Annotated in this window: 22 protein-coding genes, 1 tRNA gene and 1 pseudogene; 8 read left to right on the forward strand and 16 right to left on the reverse strand. The window is 45.7% G+C overall.

What is annotated here, in order from left to right; genetic code table 11:
• Positions 1-101: 101 nt before the first annotated feature.
• Positions 102-924 (forward strand): annotated as a pseudogene (locus JK130_RS16590) (transposase domain-containing protein); the annotation flags it as partial.
• A 210-nt stretch (positions 925-1,134) separates the two neighbouring features.
• Here JK130_RS16590 and JK130_RS03685 read toward each other — a convergent pair.
• Positions 1,135-2,442 (reverse strand): OmpP1/FadL family transporter, encoded by a 1,308-nt coding sequence (locus JK130_RS03685; RefSeq protein ID WP_218352864.1) that lies wholly within the window; start codon positions 2,440-2,442, stop codon positions 1,135-1,137.
• 262 nt (positions 2,443-2,704) lie between these two features.
• Positions 2,705-3,226 (reverse strand): TetR/AcrR family transcriptional regulator, encoded by a 522-nt coding sequence (locus tag JK130_RS03690; RefSeq protein WP_218352865.1) that lies wholly within the window; start codon positions 3,224-3,226, stop codon positions 2,705-2,707.
• A gap of 71 nt (positions 3,227-3,297) precedes the next feature.
• Between JK130_RS03690 and JK130_RS03695 the strand changes: the two genes are divergently transcribed.
• The 4 genes from JK130_RS03695 (at position 3,298) to JK130_RS03710 (ending at position 6,940) form a co-directional block, all read left to right on the forward strand.
• A complete protein-coding gene (locus JK130_RS03695) occupies positions 3,298-4,224 on the forward strand; it encodes a DMT family transporter (RefSeq protein WP_218352866.1) in 927 nt (308 codons plus the stop codon).
• Between the two features lie 112 nt (positions 4,225-4,336).
• On the forward strand, positions 4,337-5,803 hold the full coding sequence (locus JK130_RS03700; protein ID WP_218352867.1) for a DUF3360 family protein: 1,467 nt from the start codon (positions 4,337-4,339) through the stop codon (positions 5,801-5,803).
• Positions 5,804-5,945: 142 nt separating this feature from the next.
• On the forward strand, positions 5,946-6,383 hold the full coding sequence (locus JK130_RS03705) for a hypothetical protein (protein ID WP_218352868.1): 438 nt from the start codon (positions 5,946-5,948) through the stop codon (positions 6,381-6,383).
• Positions 6,353-6,940 carry a hypothetical protein gene (locus JK130_RS03710; RefSeq protein ID WP_218352869.1) on the forward strand — a complete coding sequence of 196 codons (588 nt, stop codon included), beginning with the start codon at positions 6,353-6,355 and terminating at the stop codon, positions 6,938-6,940. Before JK130_RS03705 ends, JK130_RS03710 begins: the two co-directional genes overlap by 31 nt.
• Here the strand turns inward: JK130_RS03710 and JK130_RS03715 are convergent.
• Both JK130_RS03715 and rluF read right to left on the reverse strand, forming a co-directional pair.
• Positions 6,937-8,262: a spinster family MFS transporter gene (locus JK130_RS03715; RefSeq protein ID WP_218352870.1), complete on the reverse strand. Its 1,326-nt coding sequence runs from the start codon at positions 8,260-8,262 to the stop codon at positions 6,937-6,939. The genes JK130_RS03710 and JK130_RS03715 overlap by 4 nt on opposite strands.
• A 175-nt stretch (positions 8,263-8,437) precedes the next feature.
• Entirely contained in the window at positions 8,438-9,322 is an 885-nt protein-coding gene (gene rluF / locus JK130_RS03720; RefSeq protein ID WP_218352871.1) for a 23S rRNA pseudouridine(2604) synthase RluF, read from the reverse strand.
• Positions 9,323-9,913: 591 nt separating this feature from the next.
• On the opposite strand from rluF, the gene JK130_RS03725 reads away from it, so the two are divergent.
• Both JK130_RS03725 and JK130_RS03730 read left to right on the forward strand, forming a co-directional pair.
• A complete protein-coding gene (locus JK130_RS03725) occupies positions 9,914-10,453 on the forward strand; it encodes a DsrE family protein (RefSeq protein ID WP_218352872.1) in 540 nt (179 codons plus the stop codon).
• Positions 10,454-10,945: 492 nt separating this feature from the next.
• A complete protein-coding gene (locus JK130_RS03730) occupies positions 10,946-12,430 on the forward strand; it encodes a bifunctional 2-methylcitrate dehydratase/aconitate hydratase (protein ID WP_218352873.1) in 1,485 nt (494 codons plus the stop codon).
• Between the two features lie 277 nt (positions 12,431-12,707).
• Here JK130_RS03730 and JK130_RS03735 read toward each other — a convergent pair whose 3' ends face one another.
• From JK130_RS03735 to JK130_RS03770, 8 genes are all read right to left on the reverse strand, one after another.
• Positions 12,708-13,925, reverse strand: a complete 1,218-nt coding sequence (locus JK130_RS03735; protein ID WP_218352874.1) for an alginate export family protein — start codon at positions 13,923-13,925, stop codon at positions 12,708-12,710.
• A 380-nt stretch (positions 13,926-14,305) separates the two neighbouring features.
• A complete protein-coding gene (cobA, locus tag JK130_RS03740; protein ID WP_218352875.1) occupies positions 14,306-15,220 on the reverse strand; it encodes a uroporphyrinogen-III C-methyltransferase in 915 nt (304 codons plus the stop codon).
• Positions 15,183-15,566 (reverse strand): hypothetical protein, encoded by a 384-nt coding sequence (locus JK130_RS03745; protein ID WP_218352876.1) that lies wholly within the window; start codon positions 15,564-15,566, stop codon positions 15,183-15,185. Before JK130_RS03745 ends, cobA begins: the two co-directional genes overlap by 38 nt.
• A 45-nt stretch (positions 15,567-15,611) precedes the next feature.
• Positions 15,612-15,965, reverse strand: coding sequence for a nitrite reductase small subunit NirD (gene nirD, locus JK130_RS03750; protein WP_218352877.1), 354 nt, complete (start codon positions 15,963-15,965; stop codon positions 15,612-15,614).
• Positions 15,966-15,976: 11 nt separating this feature from the next.
• On the reverse strand, positions 15,977-18,520 hold the full coding sequence (nirB, locus tag JK130_RS03755) for a nitrite reductase large subunit NirB (RefSeq protein ID WP_218352878.1): 2,544 nt from the start codon (positions 18,518-18,520) through the stop codon (positions 15,977-15,979).
• A 370-nt stretch (positions 18,521-18,890) separates the two neighbouring features.
• Complete coding sequence (gene cynS, locus JK130_RS03760) at positions 18,891-19,340, reverse strand: cyanase (protein WP_218352879.1); 450 nt, start codon at positions 19,338-19,340, stop codon at positions 18,891-18,893.
• Between the two features lie 33 nt (positions 19,341-19,373).
• A complete protein-coding gene (locus JK130_RS03765; RefSeq protein ID WP_218352880.1) occupies positions 19,374-21,095 on the reverse strand; it encodes a bifunctional protein-serine/threonine kinase/phosphatase in 1,722 nt (573 codons plus the stop codon).
• Positions 21,096-21,142: 47 nt separating this feature from the next.
• Positions 21,143-22,006, reverse strand: coding sequence for a formate/nitrite transporter family protein (locus JK130_RS03770; RefSeq protein WP_218352881.1), 864 nt, complete (start codon positions 22,004-22,006; stop codon positions 21,143-21,145).
• A 440-nt stretch (positions 22,007-22,446) separates the two neighbouring features.
• Between JK130_RS03770 and JK130_RS03775 the strand changes: the two genes are divergently transcribed.
• The gene (locus JK130_RS03775) at positions 22,447-23,736 is read left to right on the forward strand and encodes a nitrate regulatory protein (protein ID WP_218352882.1); all 1,290 of its coding nucleotides are present in this window, start codon (positions 22,447-22,449) and stop codon (positions 23,734-23,736) included.
• Between the two features lie 1,319 nt (positions 23,737-25,055).
• Here the strand turns inward: JK130_RS03775 and JK130_RS03780 are convergent.
• The 4 genes from JK130_RS03780 to JK130_RS03795 form a co-directional block, all read right to left on the reverse strand.
• Positions 25,056-25,132: transfer RNA gene (locus tag JK130_RS03780), tRNA-Pro, on the reverse strand.
• Positions 25,133-25,237: 105 nt separating this feature from the next.
• Complete coding sequence (gene dcd / locus JK130_RS03785) at positions 25,238-25,834, reverse strand: dCTP deaminase (RefSeq protein ID WP_218352883.1); 597 nt, start codon at positions 25,832-25,834, stop codon at positions 25,238-25,240.
• A gap of 78 nt (positions 25,835-25,912) precedes the next feature.
• Positions 25,913-26,128, reverse strand: coding sequence for a hypothetical protein (locus tag JK130_RS03790; RefSeq protein ID WP_218352884.1), 216 nt, complete (start codon positions 26,126-26,128; stop codon positions 25,913-25,915).
• A gap of 87 nt (positions 26,129-26,215) precedes the next feature.
• Positions 26,216-26,389: a hypothetical protein gene (locus JK130_RS03795; RefSeq protein WP_218352885.1), complete on the reverse strand. Its 174-nt coding sequence runs from the start codon at positions 26,387-26,389 to the stop codon at positions 26,216-26,218.
• Between the last annotated feature and the right edge of the window lie 140 nt (positions 26,390-26,529).

The raw sequence follows: 26,529 nt of genomic DNA on the forward strand, positions 1-26,529 counted from the left end.
GTTAGCCAATAATGCAGCTTCCATAAGAAGGTCCGCGGTTGCGTAATGCCCCTCAATTCAGAGGTTGACATTCGGTATAAGAAGATCAAAATCCGATGATCGTGTCATCGGATTTTATTGGGGAGCTTTCAGAAGCCCGCGCGCGTACATCAATGTCTCCCCGAGTTTCGTTGTCTGGCTGACATTTTAGACTCAGATATTATTGAATCTTGCCTTACTTCTCATAGCGTTGTCACTCTGCGCAAACGCAAGCTGCCAATAGATGCGATGATTTGGGCAGTGATAGGATATCGTTAATCAGAACGGGTTCTGTTCGTCAGTTGATCAACAGCCTGAATATTATTTTGCCACAAGATGTTGATTATGTAGCATGCCGTGACAAGGCTAGGAAAAATTAGGCTCTGAAGTCGTCGAATATGTATTTTATCAGTCTGCAAACCGTTGGCATCAGCGTGCTGAGCATCCTCAGTGGTGTGACTTATCCTTTTATGGTCTTGATGGCGTGGTCTGGCGTACACCAGATACCCTAACCAAAAGTGAAAAATTTGCCCGAACCGCTAATTAATCCTATGAAGCGACCTGTCTTCAGGTAAGCATGGTAAGAATGATGAAACTAAGTAGTCATTTGATACTGAATAGTGCGTTCGATAGCGTGGCAGAAAATGAAATGAACCTAGTGTCGAAGCTGGTTGTAACGATACCAGAAAGCATCACTCTCATATACCACAAACTATCGAGGTCAGACTGTATGGCGTATCCGGCCGCTGAAATTGTTCACCTGTATTCTCATCGCTGAGAAATCGAACTGGGCTAGCGTGAAATGAAACAGCACATGCTGGAGAGTTGTTTTATCTTCCCCCTGAACTTATCGTTCAGGGATGTTTGGGTGTTCCGTTGGTCTATAATCTTATACGATACAAAATGATTCTGATGGCCCATTCACTAAAAGGGGTATTTCCAAATCAGCTGAGTTTCCGAGATGCGTTATACCATATTATAACGTTAACCATGATGCCGCTCTATGCCCTAGGCTATGTGTCAAAAATTGTTTTAGATATAGAAAAAGGAATGCCGCTCACAATAAGTGAACGGCATTAGCCCCCTGGCTGCTTTTTAAAGGCGGCAGTTTCACAGTTAGAAACTGGTATTAACCTGTACACTTAAAATGTGGGCATTCGCTGACTGAGTTCCGGTAACGGTAGAAGTTAACGGACCAATTTGGCGGGTTTTATCTACTTTTGCCTCACGACCATTCAGATAAGCATAACCGACATCAATTGCTGTCGTGTCGGTTACCGAATAGGTCAGACCTGCGGTTATCCACTGGCGGTCGGTATCAGGAATACTTAATGACCGGTTTTCGGTGGTTACAGCACCATCATCGTAAGCGTATCCGGCTCGCAATGTCATAGCATTGTCTAACTTGTACGTAACCCCAAGGGCTCCGCGCCATGAGTCTTCAAAATCTTCCTGTTTGATAAGAAAATCATCGCCGCTGGCTAGGTTGGCCTCAAGTTTATCAAATGTGCTCCAGTCGGTGAAAACCGCACTGGCTTGTACCGACCAGCGCTTATTGATTTTTTGGTTCACTGCCAGTTCGGTAATTGCAGCAAGGTTAATATCAACTTTGCCCGGCTGATTTAGCTCACTTCGAATTTGTGAGCTTATGTCGCCATCAAGCTCAAGTTCAGTTTCTGCCCGGTAAGACAATGCAATATGCGTACTTTCTGTCGCCTGCCAAAAGACACCGACATTCCATCCATAGCCCCAGTCGTCACCTTCTAAACTGAACAAAGAGGCATTGGCCGGTAATTCCTGGCCTACTGCCTGTGACAAAATTGGGGTTAACGAATTTGACACTGCAGAGTTGATTTCAGCTTCTGCATAAGTGGCACTAACCCCCAGCCCTAAATGCAATGTGTCGGTGACTTTGTAAGAAACCGCAGGGTTTATAGTGAACGACTTTACTTCTGCAGCGTCGGCAAAATGCAATGCTTCAAAGTCTGAGCTGTAGTCAGTACGCAATCCATACGTAGTAAACCCACCTACGCCTACAGACCATTTATCGTCAATGGGTGTGGTGTAAAACAATGCAGGTACCAACGCCGTATCAGCAATATTGTCTTCACTGGATTCAGTGGATACCACAGGTACATTGCCTTGCTCGGTCATCAGCGACGTATTCGTCTGAGCACTTACATCAACATTTGGATCGATAAAGCTGATTGCGCCACTGAACTCTGCCTTTTTAAATAAACCAATTGCAGCAGGATTGGTCGCTAAAACAGAAGCATTTTCTGGCATAGCCGCTTGGCCGGCAAAAGCCCGGCCCAGTCCGTTAGCACTATGTTCATTTACCTGAAAACCCGCAGCTAAGACCGACGAAGACATGCACGAAACAGCCACACCTACCGATATGAATAATTTAGAGTGTTTAAACATAAAATTCCCTGGCTTTTAAAAAAAGTGAAAAGCGGTACACGACGCGGTTTTAAGAAAAGGTTTAGCTAAACAACGTCGGGCAAATATGCCGCTAAGATTACGATTTAGAACAACACGCCGCAACCATTAGCAATTCCGATTGCTGACAAATCATACAAACAAGCTATAAAACTTTTATTTAAAAACATTTAACATACATTTATATAACTTTTTTAACATTTTCGGCGACTTTAATATCAGAGATAGTTTTGTTATTTCTAGCTTAGCGCGTACGATATAAGTTATTCACACAGGTTTTACTGGCGGTAAGCGCCTGTTCGTGACATACAGGCCAGCTATGGAGCAGCCCTTCATAAATTACCAGCAGCTCATAATAAGCGTTTTGTAGCCCGCTTATGCGAACCATGTTTTCTATAACCTCGTGGGTGTGTCTACTAAGCATTGCTTTTAGCATTGGCTCTGCTGGATAAGCTGCAACGGCAGATAGAAACAGGCACCCCGGCTGTGCATTGGTTCTTAGCCATCGACCAATCTGTTCAAAAACGTCAATAAGTGCGATTTCACCTTCTGAATTAATATTTTTAAAAAGCATAGCCATATAACGTTCATGTCGTAACGCCAACGCTCCGTTAATCATGTGAATTCTTGAGGGGTAGTACTTATAAAGCGTGCGCAAACTTACGCCTGCGGCATCTTTTAGCTTATCTACACCCGGCTGAGCAAATCCTTGCTCTGCAAAAACATCCTCTAATGCCGTTGCAATTTTTCGAGAGGTAATATTCATACTTGCAACACTAAAGCCGTCGCTCTACCCTTGCAAGTAGAACGACCACTTTACTTATAGGATATGTTGATATGTCAGCCCGCGCGATCACGTTTATCATGGATGTTGGTTTAATAGTGACATGGAGCTCTGGCTTTGTTGGCGGAAAATTAGCCTCGGCGACCGATACTATTTTTTTAGTGTTGTTTTGGCGTTTTGTAATAACCGGTCTGGTGCTGCTGCCTTTCACTTTGAAAGAGGTTAGTCAGCTTTCTGCGCGGACGATTATTCAGCAAATGTTAATAGGCAGCTTAGCAATGTTTGGCTATCTAGCCGGTGTAAACGCAGCGATTCATTTAGGCGTGCCCGCTGCTCTGGCGGCATTAATTGCCGCTCTCCAACCGTTAGCCACTGCCGCTCTGGCAGGGCCGGTATTGCATAAAAAGGTAGGTAAATTAGAATGGCTGGGGTTATTTATAGGTTTTATCGGCGTTGCGGTCTCGGTTGCCGGTAACATAAATCAGGCTTCTGCTACCGGGTTTGCCATGGCGTTTTTAGGTATGCTTAGTCTGGTGGCGGCCACTTTGCTTACAAAGCACGCCAGAAATAACCCGCCCATCGGTAGCTCGCTAACGATTCAAAGCTGTACCACGGCTATTCTGTTTGCACCTTTAGCGTTATACATGGATAACGCCCTGATTTTTCCACTCGATACTGCATTTTGGGAAGCCGTAATTTGGTTTGTGCTGTTCTCTACGCTAGCCGCATATGGATTTTACTGGGGGTGTTTACAGCGGGGTAGCGCGGTAAAAGTGGCCAGTTTAATATATTTAACACCACCGGTTACCGCAGTGTGGGCGCTGGTAATGTTCGATGAAGCCATAGCCACCGCCACGATGATAGGCTTTGCGATAAGTCTGGTAGGAATTTTAATTGCCCAAAGCAACAGGGCTCGTTCTTCTGCGCACCCCTCATCGGCTCAAAAATCTTCGTCACAAGGGTCGTCACCACAACAATAGTCAATATGTGAATTTGCTTATTTTTTAAACAAAAGTATAAGCCCATGGTCGTATTGTTAATAATTTGTGACAACTCTAGACTGCCTTCAATATATTTGAAAGCGAGGTAGTTGTGTCACAAGAACATTCACAAAAATATTCAACACTAAGCCGACCCAGGTCAGAATTCGCCACTCGCGAAGCCTATTTGGAGCACGAATTACAGGTTATGTCGCCACGAAGATGGCGTCCTAACCTTCCCATGCGGGATTACCGTTTTGAGTGGGAAGACTTAGTTCCCGGCATGGCGGCAACCATAGGCAAAATTGTGATGGTTGCTGCAGTGGTCGGCGCATTCGCGGCTCCGTTGGGCTTATCCTCAGAGTTTGTTATTGAAAATGTGCGCTTTGAACTACTCATTGCTGCGGTTTTATTTGTTATTCTGATCTCTGGCTTTTTGAATCCGTCAGCGAATCTGGCAGGTACGCATGGTCCGCTACTGCCGCTGGTGCCTTTGATTGTTGCCTCTGGCGGACACCCTATGGCATTAGGGCTGCTAATAGGCGGCCTTGGATTTATTTTAGGGATCACCAAAGGCGGGAGCCTGTTAGCCAAGCTTACCAGTAATGGCGTATGTGGCGGCTTGCTACTCTATCTTGGGTTTATCGGTATAACCGGCCAGGTCCAAAAATTATTTACCTGGGCAGAAAGCTTTGACATGGGTTACCTGGCATTTGTAGTGCTTATTGCCACTATTCTTATGTATGCCTGGCTTGAGCACATTAAAAAGCGCTGGTTGGCAATCCCTCTTGGCGCTGGAATGGCCGCCATAATAGCGTTGGCGATGGGCGCACCATTTGAATTTAGCACCTCACCTGGCATACCTAATATGAATCCGGCGTATTGGTGGGGCGAAGACACAGGTTGGAAGCTAGGATTACCAGACTGGTCACACTTTGTTGCAGTATTGCCATTTGCGGTACTGGCCGTTTCAATGTGGTCGCCTGACTTTTTAGGGCATCAGGTATTTCAAAAGTTAAGCTACCCCAAAAATACCAAGCGGGTACATATGGATATCGATGACACCATGATGACAGCATCTACCCGTCAGGCAGTTGGAAGCCTGCTGGGGGGCGGTAATATAACGTCTTCGTGGGGTACTTATATTATTCCGGCATCTATTGCCCGCCGGCCAATTCCTGCCGGAGCAATAGTTACCGGTGTGCTTTGCATTGTGGCGGCGTTCTGGGGATATCCTATGGATCTGGCCGTGTGGCCTCCGGTGCTAAGCGTAGCACTATTAGTGGGAGTATTTTTGCCACTCATGGAAGCCGGTATGCAAATGACCCGCGAAGGAAAAACCGCCCAATCTGCGGCAATGGTCGTGATATCTTCGGTATTGGTAAATCCGGTGTTCGGGTGGTCGTTAACCTTATTGCTCGACAACCTGGGACTGGTGGGCTGTAAAGACCGGGCGGAAAAGCTGGGCAAAGCCGGCCGTTGGATAATTCCGGGGATAGCTTTTGTTGTACTGTGCATCGTTATGGCCATTATTGGTATGTTCCCGGGAGTACCGGCACTGGTAGATACGTTTAATTAATTCCCAACCTTAAACACCTTTATGTGTTGTCGCCTCAACTGCTTGTTGGGGCGTTTTTGTTTGTGCAACTAAATGATTGTTTGTAAAGTAAACAACAATGCAATAATCAACTATTTTGGCTAATAAGGACATCTGCCTTCCTATGACCGCGCAAATAAGCGAAACCATTGTGTACCAAAACAAAGTTCGGGCCTTGATGAGTTGTCCGCTAGATGCGCTATTTTCTTTGGGACATATGCAAAACCCATTTTCTCATGCCTCTTTTGGGCTGATTCGCGGCTATATTGGCCATTGGGAAATCCACCACGACAGGTTGTATCTGACCGGGATTTACAACGAAACAGACTTCAGCACCAATAATCTTCATAAGCTGTTCGAAGGATACGACGAACGTGTGTTTGCCCACTGGTACTCAGGTACTTTACGTATGCCCGAAGGAAAACTACTCGAATACCTGCACCTTGGCTTTGGCTCTCAGTACGAACGAGATGTTGTACTGAAAGTAAAGCGCGGCAGAATCACGGGTAAAACAGTAAAGGACAACAAACCATGCAAGATGCAGCGCTTTTTGGATATTTGATAGTTACGCTGGGCTTTTGGGTAAAAATCTGGTTTTTTCCTAACCCAGCTCCCCCGTTTGAATTTGAAATGATGCATAACGCTTCACCTGAAGTGCATGACAACATAGCAGAAAAAACAACATCACGACGGTGGCGGTTTTTGATCACCAGTGGCCAGCGTTTACTGGAGCTTGTGTTTTGCGCGTTGTGGCCGGCTTGGGGATTGTTTTTTATTATTACTGTGCTGTTAAATTTTGTTTTTAATCGCGCCCACCCACGCGCCGAATCTTCCTATCAGCGTATAGGAGAGCCACAAACCATTGCTGCTATCGAACAGAGCCATTACTATTTCGATCCTTTAGAAGGCAGTCCAGCCGAGCCTTTTGGTCATCTGCATACTGCCTGGCTTAACTTTGTTGGCAGTGATAAAACTGCACAACTATGCCCGTATGAAAACATTACCGTAAAGGCCTCGCGCAAAACCACGTATTTTGGCTATGTCCGGGTCGATGCAGACCAACAGGTAAGTGATGTTTTTTATTACGAATACGCCAGCGACGATATAAACGATATTTAACCGGTGCTAAGCTCCCAGTCTTTCACAATTTTGGTACTGGTCCACAAAAAGAACGCGATAGACAAGGCGTACGGCACCACCAGATACATCATTGCCTGACGCAATGCCTCGGTTTCGCCTAAACTGGGTACCAGCGCCTGACTAATAATACCGGTTAATGTCGGTCCGCCACCTAGTGCAATAATATTCAGCACAAAAAAGAACAGCGCCGTAGACATGGCTCTGACATTTGCCGGGGCCAGCGTTTGTGCCATGGCAAAACAGGGCCCCAGATACGAACCACTGGTAAACAATAAAAAGGTCAGTAAACCCACTGACAGCCACAAGCTTTGTACCTGTAATGAAAAATAAAACGCAGGTGTACCTATCATCAAGGCGAACGCTGGCAGCAAAGCATACGCCCGCCTGTTGTGCTGTCCCCACTTATCGGCAATTACCCCGCCTAGCCATACGCCTAATGCATAAGCAGTACCGTTGATTACGCCAAAAACAATCAGAAGCTGGGTAATATCCAGTCCGGCGAAGGCACGTACATAGTAATCGATGATCCAGGTTGAGATGGCATAATTTCCAAAAGAGCCAAACGAAATTCCCAGCGCCATCCCCCACCAGGTAGGAATTTTCAGCAACGCTTTTATCGAGGTCAATACTGAGGGTTGCGGCTGATCCACAGCTATGTTTTTTGTATCAGTGCGTCGGGCAGGCTCTTTTACAGTAAACTTTAACAGTAGCGCAAGAATAACACCGGGCAGCCCCACGCTTATCATTACGGTACGCCAGTCTGCTTTCCCTCCTTGTAAGAAAAATGCCGAGGCGAAAAAAGCGAGCATAATGCCAAATGGGATCCCCAGTGAATAAATAGCCAACGCGCCCGCCCGCTTTTCTTTGGGAAACAAGTCAGAAATAATACTGTGAGAGGGTGGGCTCCCCCCCGCCTCACCTATGCCTACCCCAATTCTGGCCAGCGCCAGTTGTACATAATTTGTAGCCAGCCCAGAAGCTGCGGTAAATCCACTCCACAGGGTTAGCGACACTGCAATAATATTAACCCGGTGATAGCGATCGGCAAGCCAGGCAATAGGAATACCCACCAATGTATATAAAAGCGCAAAATAAATGCCTTTTAACCAGCCTAACTGAGCATCATCAAGGCCTAGATCAGCTTTAATAAAGGGCGACAAAATACCTACAATTTGCCGGTCGATAAAATTAAACGCATAAACCAGAGTTAACACAAACAAAACATAATTACGATAATAGCTGGGGGTGGCAGATGTCTGTTCCGCCACTGCTGATTCTGCCTGAGAGTGTGAATGTGCCATAGCACCGCCTGAGCAAATGAACATCGGATTGCTCAGTTTATGCACGAATTGTTGCCAGCGGCCACTCAATGTTATTTATTTGTTAAAATAACATTGAGTGTTGAACACTAAAAACAGGTATCTGCAGATAGAAACGTTTTTGCTAGCCTAAGCTTGAGGGTTAGCGGCTTAAAGGTTAGCCGCCATGTTTTGTTCGGCCCAACTTAAGCGTACTGCGGGTTTTGTTGCCTGACTTTGCTTTATTATTCGAAGATTTTAAATCAATTCTTTTTTTAGGCTGTTTACTGGGCTGTTTATCAGACTGAGCCCGCATGCTTTGTTGATCGCCAGGGGCTTCTTTAGATGAGTGTTCAACCGACTTTAACAATGTAGCGAGTTCATCTTTTGTCAGTTCGCGCCATGCGCCAGTTTTCAGGCCGCGCAAATTCACATTCATTATACGCACCCTTTCCAGCCTTATTACTTCGTAATCAAAGTGCTGACACATCCGACGAATTTGCCTGTTTAAGCCCTGAACCAGTGTAATACGAAATTCTAAACGGCTTTCTTTTACAACCTTACACTTTTTGGTGACGGTGCCTAAAATCGGCACGCCTGAACGCATTTTGCGAATAAAATCGTCGGTCACCGGCTTGTCGACTTTAACCACATATTCTTTTTCATGATTATTGCCTGCCCGCAGTACTTTATTAACCAAATCGCCATTGTTGGTCAAAAAAATAAGTCCCTGAGAGTCTTTATCCAACCGCCCTATCGGAAAAATACGTTCTTTGTAGCGCACGTGATTTACAATATTAGCGCGTTCTGCACTGTCGGTTGTGCTTACTACCCCTACCGGTTTATTCAACGCTAAAACCACAAACGCCTCTTTATCGGCGGGCTTAATCAGCTTTCCGTTAACTTTAACAATGTCGCCAGTGATCACTTTTGTTCCAACTTCTGCACGCTGGCCGTTTAGCTGAACACACCCTTGCTCGATAAATTTGTCGGCGTCCCGGCGTGAGCAAAAACCACTTTCGCTGATGAATTTATTTAAACGTGTTGAGTTGGAAGGCTGCATAGCATCTCATTTTATTAAAAGCGCGAGCTTAGGTGTGAGTTTTCGCACAACCCGTTCACCGTTTTTGACGTAGAGGTTAATTATCTCTGGCTGTTACACAAATCTCAAGCTGGCTTTTGAATTGAGACTCAATATTGCTTATTAAAATTGCTTATTAATGACCGCAGCTCACAAATACCATTCCCGAACAGCTTATTGGGAAAAGTTTAAAACAACATTACTTACCCAGGTATTAAAAAGCCGCCCACCCGGTTGTGCAACGTCACAGATACCCAACATCACAGGTATAAGTAACCCATGTTCCATTTTCGCACGGTACCAATATCATGCGATAGTTTTTCAGTTCCTAAGCAGCACGATTATCGTAGTTTAACTAACTCAAACGCTATGCTTTACAGTTTGTGGAAGTCACTCTTTTAGTTTTGCACATCATTCAATTTTTGTTCTAACTGTAGGTGTACTAAGTAGAAACAGTATGGCAGTTAAGATAGCCGGCTTACATTCAGGCTTAGTAACCGCTACACGCATTTCTGCGGCGATTTACTGATACAACACCAACAAGACAAATCCACTCTAGTAAAAGGAGAAAACATGAACCGTTTAACATCTGTTTTAGCGATTCTAGGTGCCGCCACTACCCTGTACGCCACGGCACAGGACGCAGCATTTAAAGCGGGCCCGGTATTTGAACAGTATGGCAAACATGCGCAAGTTTCTGGTGTAGAAATTTCACCTGAGCAAACCTTCAAAGTTGCTTTTGATGTTGAAAAAGGAGCTAAAGACGGTGAACTAAATCAAAGCTTTAATAAGCTTGCGCGGTTTATCAATATGCATGTAGCAAATGGCGCTAAACTTGAAAATATTGATCTTGCGCTGGTTGTACATGGCACGGCAACATTAGATGTCATGAACAATAACAGTTATAAAGAACGTACGGGCGAATCTAGCGCGAACGTAAAGCTGCTTGAAGCTTTACAAAAAAACGGAGTGCGGGTAATCGTATGCGGTCAGTCTTCAGCTAAACATAATGTAACAAAAGACATGCTGGTTGAAGGTGTGGAAATGGATTTATCGGCAATGACGGCACATGCCCGGCTGAGCCAGCAAGGCTATAGTGTAAATCCTTTCTAAACGCGCTTTAACGGGCATCTTTGAATGTATTTTTGATTATATTCGAGGTAAAGCGCATTCGTCAGCTTAAGATTATAACAAAGCGATTAACGCCGTTCTTTTTGTTACCCTGGTCAATACGCCTTTGTTACTGTAGGCCAAGCCTGGTCAGGCTTGGCCTAAACTACGGCTGCCGTCATTAGCTGCAAAAGACACAGCGCTGCGCACTTTGTCTTTTCGCTAATTTTCACGACCCGATTTTATTTTAAAAGCCCTCTTTCCCAAAATTACCTTATAAAAGCGTTTCTTTTAGGTAGCCCGCCAGTTTGCCAAACCGATATAAAACACCTGCAAATTTGGCAGCTTAGTGGTCACCGTATACTGTCAAAGTTTACGATGCGCATTTACCTGTTTGCGTTAATCGGCTCATCCAAACCCGCTTAGCGGCGTACACATAATAAGCATCGTTTTTACTCAAACATACTGTGGTTTTCACCTTTAAAAGGAGAAAAAATGACCTCTCACGCTGAAATGAATGAACGCCCTGATTACGACCAGGTAATTCAGGATATTACCGATTATGTTATGCGCGACGATATTGCTTCATCAGAAGCAATAGAAACGGCGCGTTACTGCCTGATGGACTCTCTGGGGTGCGGATTGCTGGCACTGCGCTTTCCTGAATGTACGAAGCATCTTGGCCCGTTAGCCGCAGGAACGGTTGTTCCAAACGGGGCGCGCGTGCCTGGTACTCAGCTTTGTCTGGACCCGGTAAAAGCAGCGTGGGACATAGGCTGCATTATTCGCTGGCTAGATTTCAACGATACCTGGCTAGCCGCCGAGTGGGGGCATCCGTCTGATAATCTGGGTGGAATTCTCGCCATGGCCGACTATTTATCACAGGTGCGCCGCGCTAAAGGCAAGCCGCCATTAACAATGTCACAAGTATTGCTGGCTATGGTAAAAGCTCATGAAATTCAGGGCGTACTTGCCTTGGAAAACAGCTTCAATCGTGTGGGGTTGTGTCATGTATTGTTGGTCAGAGTCGCAACTACCGCCGTAGTTGCGCATATGATGGGCGGTACCCGCGAGCAAATAATGGCCGCGGTATCCCATGCCTGGGTAGACGGTTCGGCGCTGCGAACTTATCGACACGCACCTAATGCAGGCTCACGAAAATCGTGGGCCGCCGGCGATGCCACCTCGCGAGGCGTTCGGCTTGCCGATATAGCGTTGCGTGGTGAAATGGGAATTCCCGCGGTGCTAACTACCCCTCAGTGGGGCTTTTACGATGTGTCTTTTAGTCATACCAACAAAGATTTACAGCAAAAACCGGACGAGAAAAGACAATTTTCTCAACCCAGAGATTACGGTTGCTATGTGATGGAAAATATTTTGTTTAAACTGAATTTTCCGGCAGAATTTCATGCCCAGACTGCCTGCGAGGCGGCAGTAACATTGCATGAGGTAGTGCGCGATCGTATAGATGATATTTCAAAAATAGAGCTCACTACTCATGAGTCTGCTATTCGAATTATATCAAAGCAGGGAACCCTGTCTAACCCAGCCGACCGAGACCATTGTTTGCAATATATGACTGCCGTGCCATTACTTTTTGGTGAACTGAATGCAGAGCACTACGAAGATGATTTTCATGCAGCAAACCCGGCCATTGATAAACTGCGTGAAAAGATGCAGGTAACTGAAGACCCGGCTTACACTGCCGACTATCATGATCCTGATAAGCGCGCTATTGCCAATGCAGTTCAGGTCTTTTTTAACGACGGCACCAGTACCGGCAAAATTGAAGTACTCTATCCTATTGGCCACCGGCGCAGACGAGAAGAAGGTATCGCAGTCTTAAAAATGAAGTTTGAACAGAATCTGGCGACCCGCTTCCCGCAACAGCGCTGCTCACAAATAACAGAGTTGTGCCAACATCCTTCGCGGTTAGAAGCCATCGAAGTTGATGAATTCATGAGTATGTTGGTTATTTGATCAGTCTGTTTTAATAAAACTCGGCTTATTCGCCTGGCTGGGCAATCAGTACCAATAAAGTACATGCATCAGCCAGGCTTTTTATAATCACAAAAGCAACGTATTTGTTTTATGAGTAAGCTGACAGGACCCGATGTGACTCTGTCTTCCTGCAGTTACTTTATAGCGGTTTACCTCATTGCGACCTTTATTATACTTGCGTTGCTTCCAATGTTAAGAGCAAGCTATCACTAGGCGAATACCACGATAAATTTCATCTATCAGTTACTTGTAACCTTTAAAACCGCGCCCCTACCCACACCCATAGTTTGTTAGTGTCCGCTGATATATCGGCACCTTTATAGCTGGCGTACTTTAGTCCAAAATTCAGCAAGTCGCTCACTTTGATGTTATATTGCAAATCAAGCTCATTCCCTAAATCATCAGCCTCGGTGCCTGATTCATTGGCGCTAAAGTCATGATAGGTTATCAGCCAGCTGCCTCCAGCGATTTTACCGGCAACCAAAAAGGAAAGATCTTCCAGACCTTCATCTGGCGTCGTTAAAAACTGATCTGCCCAGCCATTAAACTTATGCAGAGTTGCAAGTGGTGTTGCAAATCCGTAGTTTTTATCGTCTGAGCCTAATACCTCCCAGTTCACTTTGGCGGTAATACCCGCCACTTCCGCCCCCGCGTTCAGCATAACGTAACTGGCATCAAATTCAGTGTTCTCGTAAGTGCTGGTTTGACGGGCAAATTCGAGCCCGTACAACCATTTGATCGTATCGGTCTGGGTTTGTCCTGAATAGCTCATACCATATGTATCTAGCGAGTTTCGAACATCATTGTCGATCTCCAATAAGTAGGCATAGGCGTTTATTTTTCCCCATGAGTTTTGGTAGCTCGCATTTAGCAAATGATCATCGCTGTCCATATCTGCGGCACCGGCAAATATTCGGTTGCGCTGGGTTACATAGCCGTAAAAAATTTGCAGATGTTCGTTTTGATAGTTGGCACTCAGGGCATCAAAAGTTTGCCAGTTCTGACGCCACCCCACATGGCCGATAAAGCGCTGACTATCCAGGGCAATCACCTGTCGGCCCGCTTTTATTGTTAAAGTTTGCGTTTTATACTGAATAAATCCCTGATGCAACTCGCTTGTCTCAGGATCAGCAATCACTGAATAAATCCCGGTATTAAATCCGGTAGGAGGCACAGCATAGTCATCGATACCTGCTACCACTCGAACATCTTCTAATTCTGCGGTAAATGACCACCCGTTATGCTCGCCACTGGAATACCCTACCAATGAGCGTAAAGTCAGGGCTTCAGCGTCTTCCAACGCGTTGTCCTGATCAACCGCTTCATAGCGTAGTCTAAAATCAGCAAATCCACTCCCCTGCTTTACCGCATTATACCACTCATTTGCATGAGCCAGGTTTGGCGTTAACACCGCTGTGCTGGCCAGCAACCACCCGGATAAGGTCCGTAAACCAGAAATATTGCTTGATGTCATAATGTATTCCTTTTGGTCACAAAAAAGCCCACCCCACCTGCCTGATTGCCTCAGATTGGTGGGGTGGGCTTCGTTGCCCCGTTGCAAAGCTAAGTGATTGCAACAGCTTTATTATTAATGTCGGCAGTATGTTACTGACGGGTAAAAGTGTTTCGATATCCTATCGACTAAGTTTATTTTTAAATCTTCATTTTTCAGCATCACAACCAGTGAATTTCTTAATATTCACCTATTCTGTTTAAACAATAAGAAATTTTATCATGGTGCCAAATCGTGTAACTGCAAACCGTTATTGCTCAACTATATCTGTATTGCTTAAGCACTCCCGCTTTAGCCCCTGTTAAGCCCGAATCTCATGGGAAAAATGCTTATCCAAAGCACTACAATGCCTGCTGACAAAGGCTAGGTGCCAGTAATGCAGGCGTCACCTGTTGTCGGTAGTTCACTACCTGTCCAAAGATGAGCAATGCCGGTCCACGAATGGTTTTTGGTGTTACCAAATCAGCTATTGTCGCAAGGGTGCCTTCAATGACCTGTTGATTGTTACAGCAAGCATTTTCAATAACAGCCACAGGTAAGTTAGTCACAATACCTTGCTTCTGCAGCTGTTGTGTTATGGTCGCCAGACGTTTTAGACCCATGTACATCACCACGGTTTCGTTGGTCAGGCTATTCGCAATACTCTGATAGTCCGGCATAGCGTCAGGGTCTTGTAAATGGGCAGTCATTAACCTAACAGACTGAGCACAGCGGCGGTCGGTTAAGGGGATGCCGGTATAAGCCGATGCGCCAGATGCAGCGGTAATACCGGGAACTATAGCAAATGGAATGTCTGCCAAATCCAGCGCAGTGGTTTCTTCACAGGTTCTGGCAAACACCGCCGGGGCGCCGCCCTTCAGTCTGACAATTGTTTTACCCGCAGTTGCAAGTTCGACCAGGCGCTGACAAATTCCAACTTGCGACGTACTATGGCGCCCGCTGCGCTTGCCAACAAACTCTTGTTTAACGTGCCGGGGGATAAGGGCAAGCACCGATTTATCTACCAACCAGTCAAACATTACTACGTCTGCACTTTGTAATAGCCGAACCGCTTTTACTGTAAGCAATTCGGCATCGCCAGGTCCTGCACCCACAATATATACCTTGCCCGGGGCTTTAGGCCCTGCATCCTTACGGTTAAAACGGGTACCAAAGCGCGGCTGATGTACTTGCAGTTCACCTGGTGAAAAAACGACAGACAAACGAGCTAAAAGCGAACTAAACCAGGGCGCTGCGAAAGGGGATAAATAATTCATTCGGGTACTCCTGAAAGTCTGAATTTTTGCCGATACGTTGATACGTCTGCGTGCATTTCTTTTGTTGATGAATAAGCCAGGCTGATTTATCTTTACACAGGTTGTAGTAGGCACTAAACCCTAGTGTACTGTTTAGTGAAAATGCTTCATTACAGCCAGATTCGATGCCACGAACAGTACCCTTTTTATGCACATAAAAGCCTGAATATGAAGCCTCACCTATACCATGAAACAACACAGCAACTCCGAAAGGATCACGTGGCATTTGAGTTTTGGTTAAAAAATGGAAAGCTGCAGAAAGCCGGGTCACCTCTGGTGCTAGCGTTACCTGGAAAAAAAGTTTCATTATTACGTTTCCTTCACTAATAAGCGCCCAGCATCTGCGTGCGCATTAAAGGGCAACACGTACTTTGCCTGCGTTAAGCTCAACGGCAAATACCTGAAGTGCCAGGTCCTCGTTTTCCAGGCATTGACCTGTAGCCAGGCAGTAATGCTCTTTGTACAGCGGCGAGGCGACTACCGGCTTAGCATCAACAGACCCAATAATACCGCGGTACATCACATTGGCCTTACCTACAGGGTCGCCATTACTCAGTGCGTAAAGCTGCCGACGTTCCTGCCAGTCGACAGTGAAAATAGCGATTTGCTGTTCCCCTATTAGCGCACATACTCCGCTATTGCTAACCAGGTCATGTTCATCACAAATGTCATACCAGTCACAAAGTTGTTGAGCTTTTGTCTGCACGAGTATTCTCCTTAAACCAGTTCAACGGGGATCCGGGCTTGACCAAGGGCTTTTTCCAGCTCGGTCGCTGGACGAATCTGCCCTCTTTCATCGACAAACTGAATGTTAGTGTCTGCCCGCTTGCTGTTTACAAACTGACGAAAACGTTTTTTTGCATCTTGCGATGCCAGGGTCGTTTTCCACTCGCATTGATAGGCACCAACGATGCGTTGCATTTGCACTTCCAGCTCACTATTAATACCCAGCGTATCTTCTATAACCACGCTCTGCAGGTACGCCAGCCCTCCTTCAAGATTGTCCATCCATACCGAGGTGCGCTGCAGCCGGTCTGCGGTCTTAATATAAAACATTAATATTCTGTCGATGTACTTCACCAGCGTATCGGTACTTAAGTCAGTGGCGAACAAATCCCCATGCCGGGGTTTCATGCCTCCATTACCACACACGTATAGGTTCCAGCCATTTTCAGTAGCAATAATGCCAATGTCTTTACTTTGTGCTTCAGCGCACTCTCGGGTACAGCCAGATACAGCAAATTTTATTTTGTGCGGCGCGCGCAGCCCTTTGTAGCGGTGCTCCAGTGCAATCGCCTGACCAACCGAGTCCTGCACACCATAGCGGCACCAGGTACTACCAACGCACGACTTTACCGTACGCAAAGCTTTTGCGTAGGCGTGTCCGGTTTCAAAACCGGCCGACACTAATATTTGCCAGATATCCAGAAGTTGATCGACACGAGCCCCGAAAAGGTCAATGCGCTGACCGCCCGTTATTTTAGTATAAAGGTTGAATTTTTGAGCCACCTCGCCAATTACAATAAGCCCGGCCGGAGTAATTTCGCCTCCCGGAACACGCGGAACAATTGAGTAAGTGCCGTCTTTTTGCATATTGCCTAAATAGGTATCATTCGTATCCTGTAGCGAGACATTGCGGGTGTTTAATACATAGTCGTTCCATACCGAAGCTAGTATAGAGCCCACCGTAGGTCTGCAAATATCACATCCCAGTCCAGTACCATGGCGGGCTATAAGAGCATCGAAGGAGCGAATCTTTTCAACTTTCACCAGATGAAACAATTCTTGCCTTGTGTGGTCAAAATGCTCACACAAAGCTTTAGAAACCGCTACACCACGATGCTCTAATTCGCTATCAACAACATTTTTAAGCAGTGCAGAACAGCCGCCGCAACCAGAACTGGCCTTAGTGCAGGTTTTTATCTCATCAAGACTGGCACAGCCATTATCAATAGCTTCAACAATGTCGCTTTTGGCCACGTTATGACACGAACAAATTGTGGCGGTGGTAGGCAGGGCCTCTGCCCCTAATGCAGGTTTTTCATCACTTGAGGGAAGAATCAATGTTTCCGGCTTTTTAGGTAACGGCATGTCGTTCAGACAATACTGCAACAGCGTATCATAGTCGCTGGTATCTCCGACCAGTACTGCTCCCAAAACTTTACTATGGGCTGCATCAACAATGAGTTTCTTATACACGCCCTGAGGTTGACTTTGATAAGTATAACACTGCGCGCCAGCCGTTTTCGCGTGTGCATCGCCGATAGAGCCCACCTCGACACCCATCAGTTTTAATTTAGTGCTCATGTCCGCGCCGACAAAATCCAGTACTTTATTTGAAATACTGGCTACCGCTGTACGGGCCATTGTGTAACCGGGTGCCACTAAACCATAGGTACGGTTTTCCCATAGCGCACATTCGCCAATCGCATAAATGTCAGGATCATTTGTCTGGCACTGGTTATTAATTATAATACCGCCACGTTCACCGACGGCAAGGCCGGCTTCACGCCCTAATTGATCACATGGTCTGATCCCCGCAGAAAACAAAATCATGTCGGTTTCTAGAAAGCTGTCATCAGCAAAAACCATGCGATAGCGGCATTGTTGTCCCGACTCAATAACCTGAGTTGCTTTTTGAGTGTGGACAGTCACTCCCAGCGCTTCAATTTTTTCGCGTAGCAGTGTTCCTGCGCCTTCATCCAGCTGCACTGCCATTAGCTGTGCAGCAAACTCTACTACGTGGGTTTTTAAGCCCGCTTGTTTGAGGGCATTAGCCGCTTCAAGTCCGAGTAAGCCCCCCCCCACCACAACCCCTACCTTGCTCTGTGTGGCGCTATGTTCAATTGTCTGTAAGTCTTCTATTGTGCGATAGACCAGACAATGCGGCTGGTAGCTACCAGCAATAGGCGGCACATAAGCATAGGATCCGGTCGCCAGAACCAATACATCATAATCGTAGGTATATTGATGCGTGCTTACCGACTTTCGCGCCCGGTCTATGTTCTCGACCTTTGCATTGAGAACGTAGTTTATGCCCCATTGCTCATAAGTTAGCTCGTCAGTCAGTGCCAAATCTTCGGCACGGCTACCAGTAAACCATGATGATAAATGCACCCGATCGTACGCCAGGCGTGGTTCACCACTAAGCACCGTAATATGCACCGGTTGGCCGCTTTTAATCAGGTTTTCAACAAAGTGGTGTCCTACCATGCCATTGCCTACTACCACTACCCTGATGGCTGAATTATTTGTTGTCATGATGCACTCCTTTTTTGGGCATAAAAAAACCCATGGTCACCGGTGAAAGTGAGCATGGGCTTCGTTGCCCTGACTGCCCCTGTGTATTTGGCCGTCAGCTAATATAATGTAGAATATAAAGTTCAGTATTGGCGATTGACACAAAATTATGTGGACCGGTCAAAAGCACTAGCGCTGAATTGATATAATGGGTTTTGCTAATCTTGTACAATGTCTGCATCAAGTTTAATGCCATCATTGTTATTGTTTTATATCAACAACTTAACTAACCCTCTTATTATCCAGAAGCCTTAAGCTGCACTTTTTTGGTGTAACTGCGCCAATCTTGTGCAGCATCAGTTTATGGCCAGTCACTAACTTTTGAACCTCATCAATAGGTTTTGTACGGTAAAAATTTTCCAGACATTACTACCTTAACCCGGTCACCTTTCGGGTCGGCTTCGCGATTAAGATCCATCGAAAAATCGATCGCGCTCATAATTCCGTCGCCAAACTCTTCATGAATCAGCTCTTTAAGGGTCGTACCATAAACACTAATAAGTTCATACCAGCGATAAATTAATGGATCGGTAGGCACCGCCGTAGGTAACGTGCCCTTGTATGGTGCTATTTGCAACCAGGCAATGGCTTCATCGGGAAGTTCAAACAAAGAGCCTACCGCCTCTGCCTGCTGCTTATTCATTACCATTTGTCCTAGGCAGGCTGCGGTACTCCATTCTTTTGACTGCCCGACTACCTGAGCTACTTCAGCCCATTTAATCGCTTTGGTCACTTTTTTACTTATAATCAGGTTAGTTACCTGTGTTCTATCGGTGATCATAGTGAGTTCCTTTTGTAATATAATAGATATAAGTCATGCATTTTGGAGGTTTAGCAATATAACGACCAGACAAAACAACAATGCACTTACCCCTTGCCAAAACCGCACAGGATGCCGTTGAATAAGGGGCGGGCGCCTGGCATGTAAATAGGCAGAATTAGGATGACGCAGATCATACAAAAACGCGGAAATTACCGAGTAACGTTTGGCCGGGTTTGGATGCAGCGCTTTTTTAAGTGTGTCATCTAACCAGCCTGGAATGTGACGTTGCGCATCCAGTACGCTGCGATAACACAACTTATGCTGCGCGGCCACTGTGGTGGCTCTGGGTACAGCAGCGCCATAGGGGTAACGCTGACTTAACAGGTAGTAGGTGAGTACCGCAAGCGAGTACAGGTCAGACTGAACACTGCCTGGCTCACCTAAAAAACACTCTGGTGCACAGTACATCATTGCCCCTGTCAGCTGCACATCGGGTTGATAGAATTCGTTCAAACCGGCAATGCTGGCACTACCAAGATCAATTAAACATAATGTTCCCTGCGAATTGATCATTATATTTTCAGGTCGTAAATCCTGATGAACGATATCTGCACGGTGCAAGGCTAAAAGCCCTGAGGCTATTTGTTCGATCCAACCTCGAATGGTTTCAATATCCGGATCCGGGTTATCTCGTAACCACTGCGCCAGTGTCTGACCCGGTACATAATCGAGCACCGTATATAGCGCAGTGCGATTGCGGGGGCTAGCCGGTGCCCCTATTATATGAACACTACTGATACGACGAGCCACCCACTCTTCTGTTAATAGGCTATCCAGATACTCGCGTTGGTTAGCCAGCTCCTGACTGGGAGCCTTAATCACATATTGCACAGGGTTTTCTGTGTAGTCGCTTTGCTGTTTAGCCAGATAAATATGGCTACGAGCACTACTGTATAAAACTCGGGTTATCAGGTAGTCATCAATTGTTTCTCCTGCGTTGAACACTGGAGGAACCGGTAGCTTCACCTCATCGGCGTTAAACAATTGTACTGGTTCAGGCAGGGAATCAATTTTAAGCAGCTGCACTGTGAGATTGTCATTGCTACCGTTATCAAACGCTTGCTGTACCATCTGTTTAGCGCAAACATTCAAATCATGACTGCTCTGGTTCAGACAGCTAATAATCTGCTGAACGGATAAATATTCGTGTAGTCCGTCGGTAGCGAGAATAAAAATATCCTCTTCTTCTAACGCCACTTCACTGGTATCTATCGCTACTGATTCGTGTAATCCCAGTGCGTTGCTTAAAAAAAACCGCTCCTCATGCCATTGCCTATGATCACGGGTAAGCTGTTCTAGCTGATACTGCCGCCAGCGGTAAATACGACTATCGCCGACATGAAACAAATATCCTTGCCGATGTTTTGCCACCAGCGCGCTAAATGTACACACATAGCCATGGTCAGTGTTTTCCCAATACTTACTCGTTTTAGTGCTATTTAACAAACTACGGTTAATCGTTTGAATAACCTGCTCGCCCGCATGCGTTACTGACCAACTGTCACTGGTACAATAATAATCGTGTAAAAATTGGCTGATGGCGGTTTGACTGGCTTTATCGCTTACCGGGCTACTACTTATGCCATCTGCCAGTGCTACCACGGCTCCTTTAAATTGCAGTGACGATCCCAACGGAAGGTGAGCGCCGTGACTGTCCTGGTTCAGCGTCTTTTCACCCGCGCTTGAATGTTGTCCTAAAGAAACTTTCAACATAAGATAATTCCTGGCACCTGCCCAATTGCTGCCGGTGCCATTCTTTTTTATACCGTTGCTGGCTTCGCGTCGGAGCGGGTACTTACTGGTGCGCTTTGAGCAGCAAGTTTACGCTTTGGCGCTGTACGATAATGGGTGCTATACAGGGTTAGTCCGGTGAAGGCGAGCCCGCCTACCAGGTTACCCAAAGCCGTAGGAATTTCGTTCCATACAAGGTAATCCATTACCGAGAACTCACCGCCCATTATCAAACCAAACGGGAACAAAAACATGTTAACCACAGAGTGTTCAAAACCCATGAAGAAGAACAGCATAATAGGCATCCACATTGCGAATATTTTGCCACTGACATGAGTTGATATCATGGCTCCGACTACACCCATAGACACCATCCAGTTGCACAACATGCCGCGGATAAAGATAGTCATCCAACCTTCACTACCGTATTGAGCATAGCCCAGCGTTCGTGCTTCGCCGATGGTAGCAACCTTACTGGCAATTGCTCCACCATCGGTGTTAAATCCGTAGGTAAAAACAAAAGACATCATAAACGCTACCGATAATGCACCTGCAAAATTACCGCAAAACACTAAACCCCAATTACGGAATATCTGTGGCCATGTAACTCCGGGACGTTTTGCTAGCCAGGCTAGCGGCGTGAGTACAAACACACCTGTCAGTAGGTCAAACCCCATTAGATAAAGCATGCAAAAACCAACCGGGAACAGCACAGCCCCGAGTAGAAACACGCCGGTCTGAACCGCAATAGTTATGGCAAAAACTGCTGCTAAAGCAAGAATTGCTCCGGCCATATACCCCCGAATAAGGGTATCGCGGGTAGACATATAAATTTTAGATTCGCCCGCATCGACCATTTTGGTCACGAATTCGTTAGGTAATAAGTAAGCCATGGTGTTCACCTGAAGTTGAGTGTTAAGTTGTCATCTACAAGCTGGCCATGCCGGTAACAATTAAATGCGGGCACAAAAAAGCGCCCGCACCTTATCAGCAATGCTGAAAAGGCTATGGACGCCATTATCCAAATCTCGACATTATTACGGCACAGAGGCCAGTTGTACAAAGCTTACTTCAAAATTGAGGCCAGTTTCACTTATTTCAGCAATATCAATATCTTGGAATTAATAAACAAACTATAGGCTTATTATATCCTGCGCGATTGCACTTCAATCGTGCAGCCTTCGCACCTAAAGAGGGCTAATATTCAGATCAGACACCCAGTAAAAAAACTGATGGCCGCTTTTACAAGGGCTGAACAAGCGTCAAGGTTATGGAATGGGCATTGCTTATGTAGGATTACTTTATATCTTTCGCCACACAAACGGTCTGCTGCATGCCCCACTATACCGACGCCACCAAGCGCTTTTTATTAACTGCCAAACACGCAGAAATAGCAGCTTTAAAACAACTTTCGGGAAACTGTCGCCTGGTTATTAGTTTGACCAATGTTATCCACCAGCTACAACGAGAGCGCGGTGCAAGTAATGTTTATTTATGCTCTCAGGGTAACCGCTTTGCCAGCCAATTACAGGCTCAGCACACCCAAAGTATACAGTCTGAAACTACGCTCAAAAGTCACCTGAACTCTATGTACCTGAACGAGGCTGAACAAGCCGGCAACATGCGCTTACTTGGAAGCATTGCGCTGGCATTACAGGGCATAGACAACGTAAGCTTTTTGCGAGACCAGATAACAAAAACGAACATTAGCGCAATGGACGCTACTCAGGCGTATTGCCGGCTCATTAATAGTTTACTAGCGGTTATTTTTGAAGCGGCAGATGTGGCGAGCGAGCCTGCTATTACCCGACGCCTGGTCGCGTTGTTCAACTTTATACAGAGCAAGGAATTTGCAGGCCAGGAACGCGCCTGGGGTGCAATTGGTTTCGCTAAGACACATTTCAACACTGCGTTATGCGACCGTCTTGAGCATTTGCAGCAGCAACAGCAGTTTCACGTAGATATTTTTCTCGAATTTTGCGATGACCATGCACGCGATCTGTGGCGACAAACTGAACAAAGTGAGGCCACGCGACAACAAATTAGATTACGCACTATGATTAAGCAATTGGCAGACGGCAGCCCTATAGACGGGCAGCTTAGCGAAATTTGGTACGAGGTAGCCAGCAGCCGTATTGATGAAATGCAAACGGTAGAAGAATGGGTGACTAACGCCCTCATTACATTAACTGCAAAACGACTTCAACACGCTAACCAAAGCCTCAAAAATCACAAAATACGGTTGCGTAAACTGTCCGCTCAGCCTACAAATTTGGAACAGCCTCCTACAGTGTTATTCGATCCTGCCGCCCCCGGATTACAAGACGCCGAGACTGCCCCAGTAAACACAGCGACTAACAATAATTTCACGGTACAGCGTTCGTTTTATGACTTGCTGCGCGAACAGTCAGAACATATCCGAGAAATGTCCAGCGAACTTGATGCGGCCCGCCAAGCACTGATTGATCAAAAAGCGATAGACCGTGCTAAACTTCTACTCATGCAGCAGTGGCAATTAACAGAAAGTCAGGCCTACCGCCGTTTGCAAAAACATGCGATGGAGCAGAATATGCGCATTGCCGATATCGCTGGGCGGGTTGTTAACAGCGCTGCAGGCCGCTAAAAGAAAGGCCCCGGCATCCTATTTTCATAGTGCTATCGACTATATGGCCAAATTTGTCATAAAGAACAGATACTCACTGTTGCTGTCAGCAGTTTAATACTGTCGTAACGAAGGTCTTATTGTGCTTCGCATTCAGGGATAGGGAAGCATGACGAATTTATTTCTACTGCCGATTGATATTCCTTTTCAAAACATAAACTATACCGTACTGCCATTCGCTCTGAGTATATGCCCACCCATACACCGTCGGGTCCAAGCAAAAACGCTACTACACATGCAATATCCTCAGGCGCTCTTTAGGGCTCATGTCGGCCACCTTACTCAATTAATGCATCTGACTTACCCGATAAAAATAACTTGGTTTTGGCAGGACATGGCGCCACCGCATTAACATTGATATTTTTGCCTCGGATTTCTTTCGCGTTATGGCCGTGGTAGTTTCGATAGCAGCTTTAGTGGCAGTATAAACACTGTCCTCTTCCAACTTTAACCCCATCACCGACATCGATAAATTCGCAATAAGTCAATTTTCAGACAGTCGGTTAGCAGTCTCGCTAAATGGTATAGAGCGGACCTTTCAAATTTATGTCTATGTGTTTATCTATCTGGCTATCGCTTCCCGACACAGCACTGCACACAAATAACTGAGTTGGACTAAAACGTATTCCAAATAAAAGCCATTGAACACGTTGAGATTGTGAGCATTTGGATAATTCAGTGTATTTTATGATTTTTCGCTACCATTCAGGTGTCCTAGAGATTAAAAGATAGAAAGTGAACGCGAATTTTAGTCAGGTGGCATTATTTATAGCAGCCAGTTTTATTAGAATTTAAGTATCATCAGCTAATAATTTACTTCACGATTTGTTATCAAAGCATTGCCTGATGAATACTTTAAGCTCGTCAAAAGTATACTCTGTTAAAGACTCTGGATGCTCTACCATCCGCTTTACTCTCTCTTGAATCGTCGAGTTCGCCTCATCGTCATAATGTTCATTAGTTTCTGGATGATGACTCATGTTGAATTCGCGAAGCTAGTTTTGTTGGGTTTAGTATGACACTACAAATTCAAGAACTCGGGTAAATGAAATTAAATCGTTCGAAATAGACGGGTTTGTAGATACTTTTTGTGCGCTTATGAGAAAAGCGTATTAAAGAGTAAAAAACTTTGCAGACTAATGCTGTTCTTCAGTGACGTTTAGATAAAACGCTGCCTGAGAATTGAAGCAACCTGCTATGGCGAATCAGACTATTGAAGAATGAAAATATTTAAAGGGATTTAGCTTAAAAATAAAGCTATATGCGGGGAAGAGATAAGTTGGTCGGTGTGAGAGGATTTGAACCTCCGACCCCTGACACCCCATGACAGTGCGCTACCAAGCTGCGCCACACACCGACCGAAAGAGCGAACAAGTGTACCCATATTTTTATTGATTGCAACGATAAAATACACTTGTTGGTTTAACTGCTGTTTATATGCACAAAGGCTTCATTTAACAGGCTATTTTTCGTTCTTTTCATCGGCGCTGATACGGCTGGCATCGGCTCCTATCTGCCCTTTGTATTTTGCGTCGAGTCGGGCGTTATAGGGTTTTTCCGCTGACTGTGATAACAATTCAAAACTTAATGCGCCAATTTTCATCATAGGTTTTAGCGCCAACGGCAGCTTACCACTGTTGAAAAACTCCAGTACTATATTTCCTGACCAGCCGGGATCAATGCGATGAGCGGTTACATGCACCATCAACCCTAAACGCGCCAGCGACGAACGCCCGTCCAGCCAACCGACAATATTGTCCGGCAGTGTTACCGACTCATGAGTCATTGCCAGCGCCAGCTCGCCGGGATGCAGAAAAAACGCTTTATCTTCGGGCAAAACTATTTCATCGCTCATGACCGAGTTCAGTGCTTCCTGAACTTTTGCTTTGGGTCCACTTAAGTCAATATACGGCGCCTGATGCTCTTCAAAAACCCGAAACTTGTTTCCTAACCGAATATCAACCGTAACACCACTTATCTGGTCATAGTCGGGCATAGGGTTAATGTTTATCTTGCCAGACTGCAAGTGTTCAAAGATATCACGATCGCACAAACGCATGGTTTTGTCCTGACTACTGGAATTAGCGGCTATTATGCTTGGAAGCCGTACCCTGCACAACCGGTCATAACGCTTATGTTAAGGTTCTTTAACGGTAGCTGTGATGCCTTCAATTTTTTGCGCTAAGGCGTCTAGCTTATTGATAATGGTGTGCAACATGACGCTAAACAGCGATAGTGCCCCAAAAAGTAGATAAGTTGCGTACAGCTGCATGTTATCGCCGGCAGCAAACATTATTACAATCAGTATCACAAAAAGAATATAGGCAATTTTAAAGGCGTTGAGTATTTTCATCTTTAAACTCTTCGATAAGCTAATTACTGCAATTTATAATTATTTGAGAAAGTCGCTCGCAGCATTACCAGCGACTAACATTATTGCTTATGGGAGAGCGTAATACCCAATGCCAAGCATAGAGCCACCGATAGCAAGACCGAACAACGCTGTCGCCGGTCCGCCCGCAAAGCCAAGACCGATGACAGCGAGTCCGCCACTGTCCCAGTCTAAGCGCCCACCGTTTACCGCATCTACTTCACAATCTATCAACGGTTGCATTAAAAAATTCCTTTTTTGATTGTTCATGATTTATTTCTGAACACGCTAACTATTACAATTTATGATGCTAATTTCGCCGCGCTAAAGTACAGTTTTGACTCCTCATTGGGTGCTTATAGTTATTGGAGAATTCTGGTTTT

This window comes from Alteromonas lipotrueiana, from assembly GCF_019249245.1.
Classification (GTDB): domain Bacteria; phylum Pseudomonadota; class Gammaproteobacteria; order Enterobacterales; family Alteromonadaceae; genus Alteromonas; species Alteromonas lipotrueiana.

Coding starts and splice junctions, on each gene's coding strand:
- JK130_RS03685 (WP_218352864.1), bottom strand. CDS start 2,442: ATGTTTAAACACTCTAAATTATTCATATCGGTAGGTGTGGCTGTTTCG.
- JK130_RS03690 (WP_218352865.1), bottom strand. CDS start 3,226: ATGAATATTACCTCTCGAAAAATTGCAACGGCATTAGAGGATGTTTTT.
- JK130_RS03695 (WP_218352866.1), top strand. CDS start 3,298: ATGTCAGCCCGCGCGATCACGTTTATCATGGATGTTGGTTTAATAGTG.
- JK130_RS03705 (WP_218352868.1), top strand. CDS start 5,946: ATGACCGCGCAAATAAGCGAAACCATTGTGTACCAAAACAAAGTTCGG.
- JK130_RS03710 (WP_218352869.1), top strand. CDS start 6,353: ATGCAAGATGCAGCGCTTTTTGGATATTTGATAGTTACGCTGGGCTTT.
- JK130_RS03715 (WP_218352870.1), bottom strand. CDS start 8,262: ATGGCACATTCACACTCTCAGGCAGAATCAGCAGTGGCGGAACAGACA.
- rluF (WP_218352871.1), bottom strand. CDS start 9,322: ATGCAGCCTTCCAACTCAACACGTTTAAATAAATTCATCAGCGAAAGT.
- JK130_RS03725 (WP_218352872.1), top strand. CDS start 9,914: ATGAACCGTTTAACATCTGTTTTAGCGATTCTAGGTGCCGCCACTACC.
- JK130_RS03730 (WP_218352873.1), top strand. CDS start 10,946: ATGACCTCTCACGCTGAAATGAATGAACGCCCTGATTACGACCAGGTA.
- JK130_RS03735 (WP_218352874.1), bottom strand. CDS start 13,925: ATGACATCAAGCAATATTTCTGGTTTACGGACCTTATCCGGGTGGTTG.
- cobA (WP_218352875.1), bottom strand. CDS start 15,220: ATGAATTATTTATCCCCTTTCGCAGCGCCCTGGTTTAGTTCGCTTTTA.
- JK130_RS03745 (WP_218352876.1), bottom strand. CDS start 15,566: ATGAAACTTTTTTTCCAGGTAACGCTAGCACCAGAGGTGACCCGGCTT.
- nirB (WP_218352878.1), bottom strand. CDS start 18,520: ATGACAACAAATAATTCAGCCATCAGGGTAGTGGTAGTAGGCAATGGC.
- cynS (WP_218352879.1), bottom strand. CDS start 19,340: ATGATCACCGATAGAACACAGGTAACTAACCTGATTATAAGTAAAAAA.
- JK130_RS03765 (WP_218352880.1), bottom strand. CDS start 21,095: ATGTTGAAAGTTTCTTTAGGACAACATTCAAGCGCGGGTGAAAAGACG.
- JK130_RS03770 (WP_218352881.1), bottom strand. CDS start 22,006: ATGGCTTACTTATTACCTAACGAATTCGTGACCAAAATGGTCGATGCG.
- JK130_RS03775 (WP_218352882.1), top strand. CDS start 22,447: ATGCCCCACTATACCGACGCCACCAAGCGCTTTTTATTAACTGCCAAA.
- dcd (WP_218352883.1), bottom strand. CDS start 25,834: ATGCGTTTGTGCGATCGTGATATCTTTGAACACTTGCAGTCTGGCAAG.
- JK130_RS03790 (WP_218352884.1), bottom strand. CDS start 26,128: ATGAAAATACTCAACGCCTTTAAAATTGCCTATATTCTTTTTGTGATA.
- JK130_RS03795 (WP_218352885.1), bottom strand. CDS start 26,389: ATGCAACCGTTGATAGATTGTGAAGTAGATGCGGTAAACGGTGGGCGC.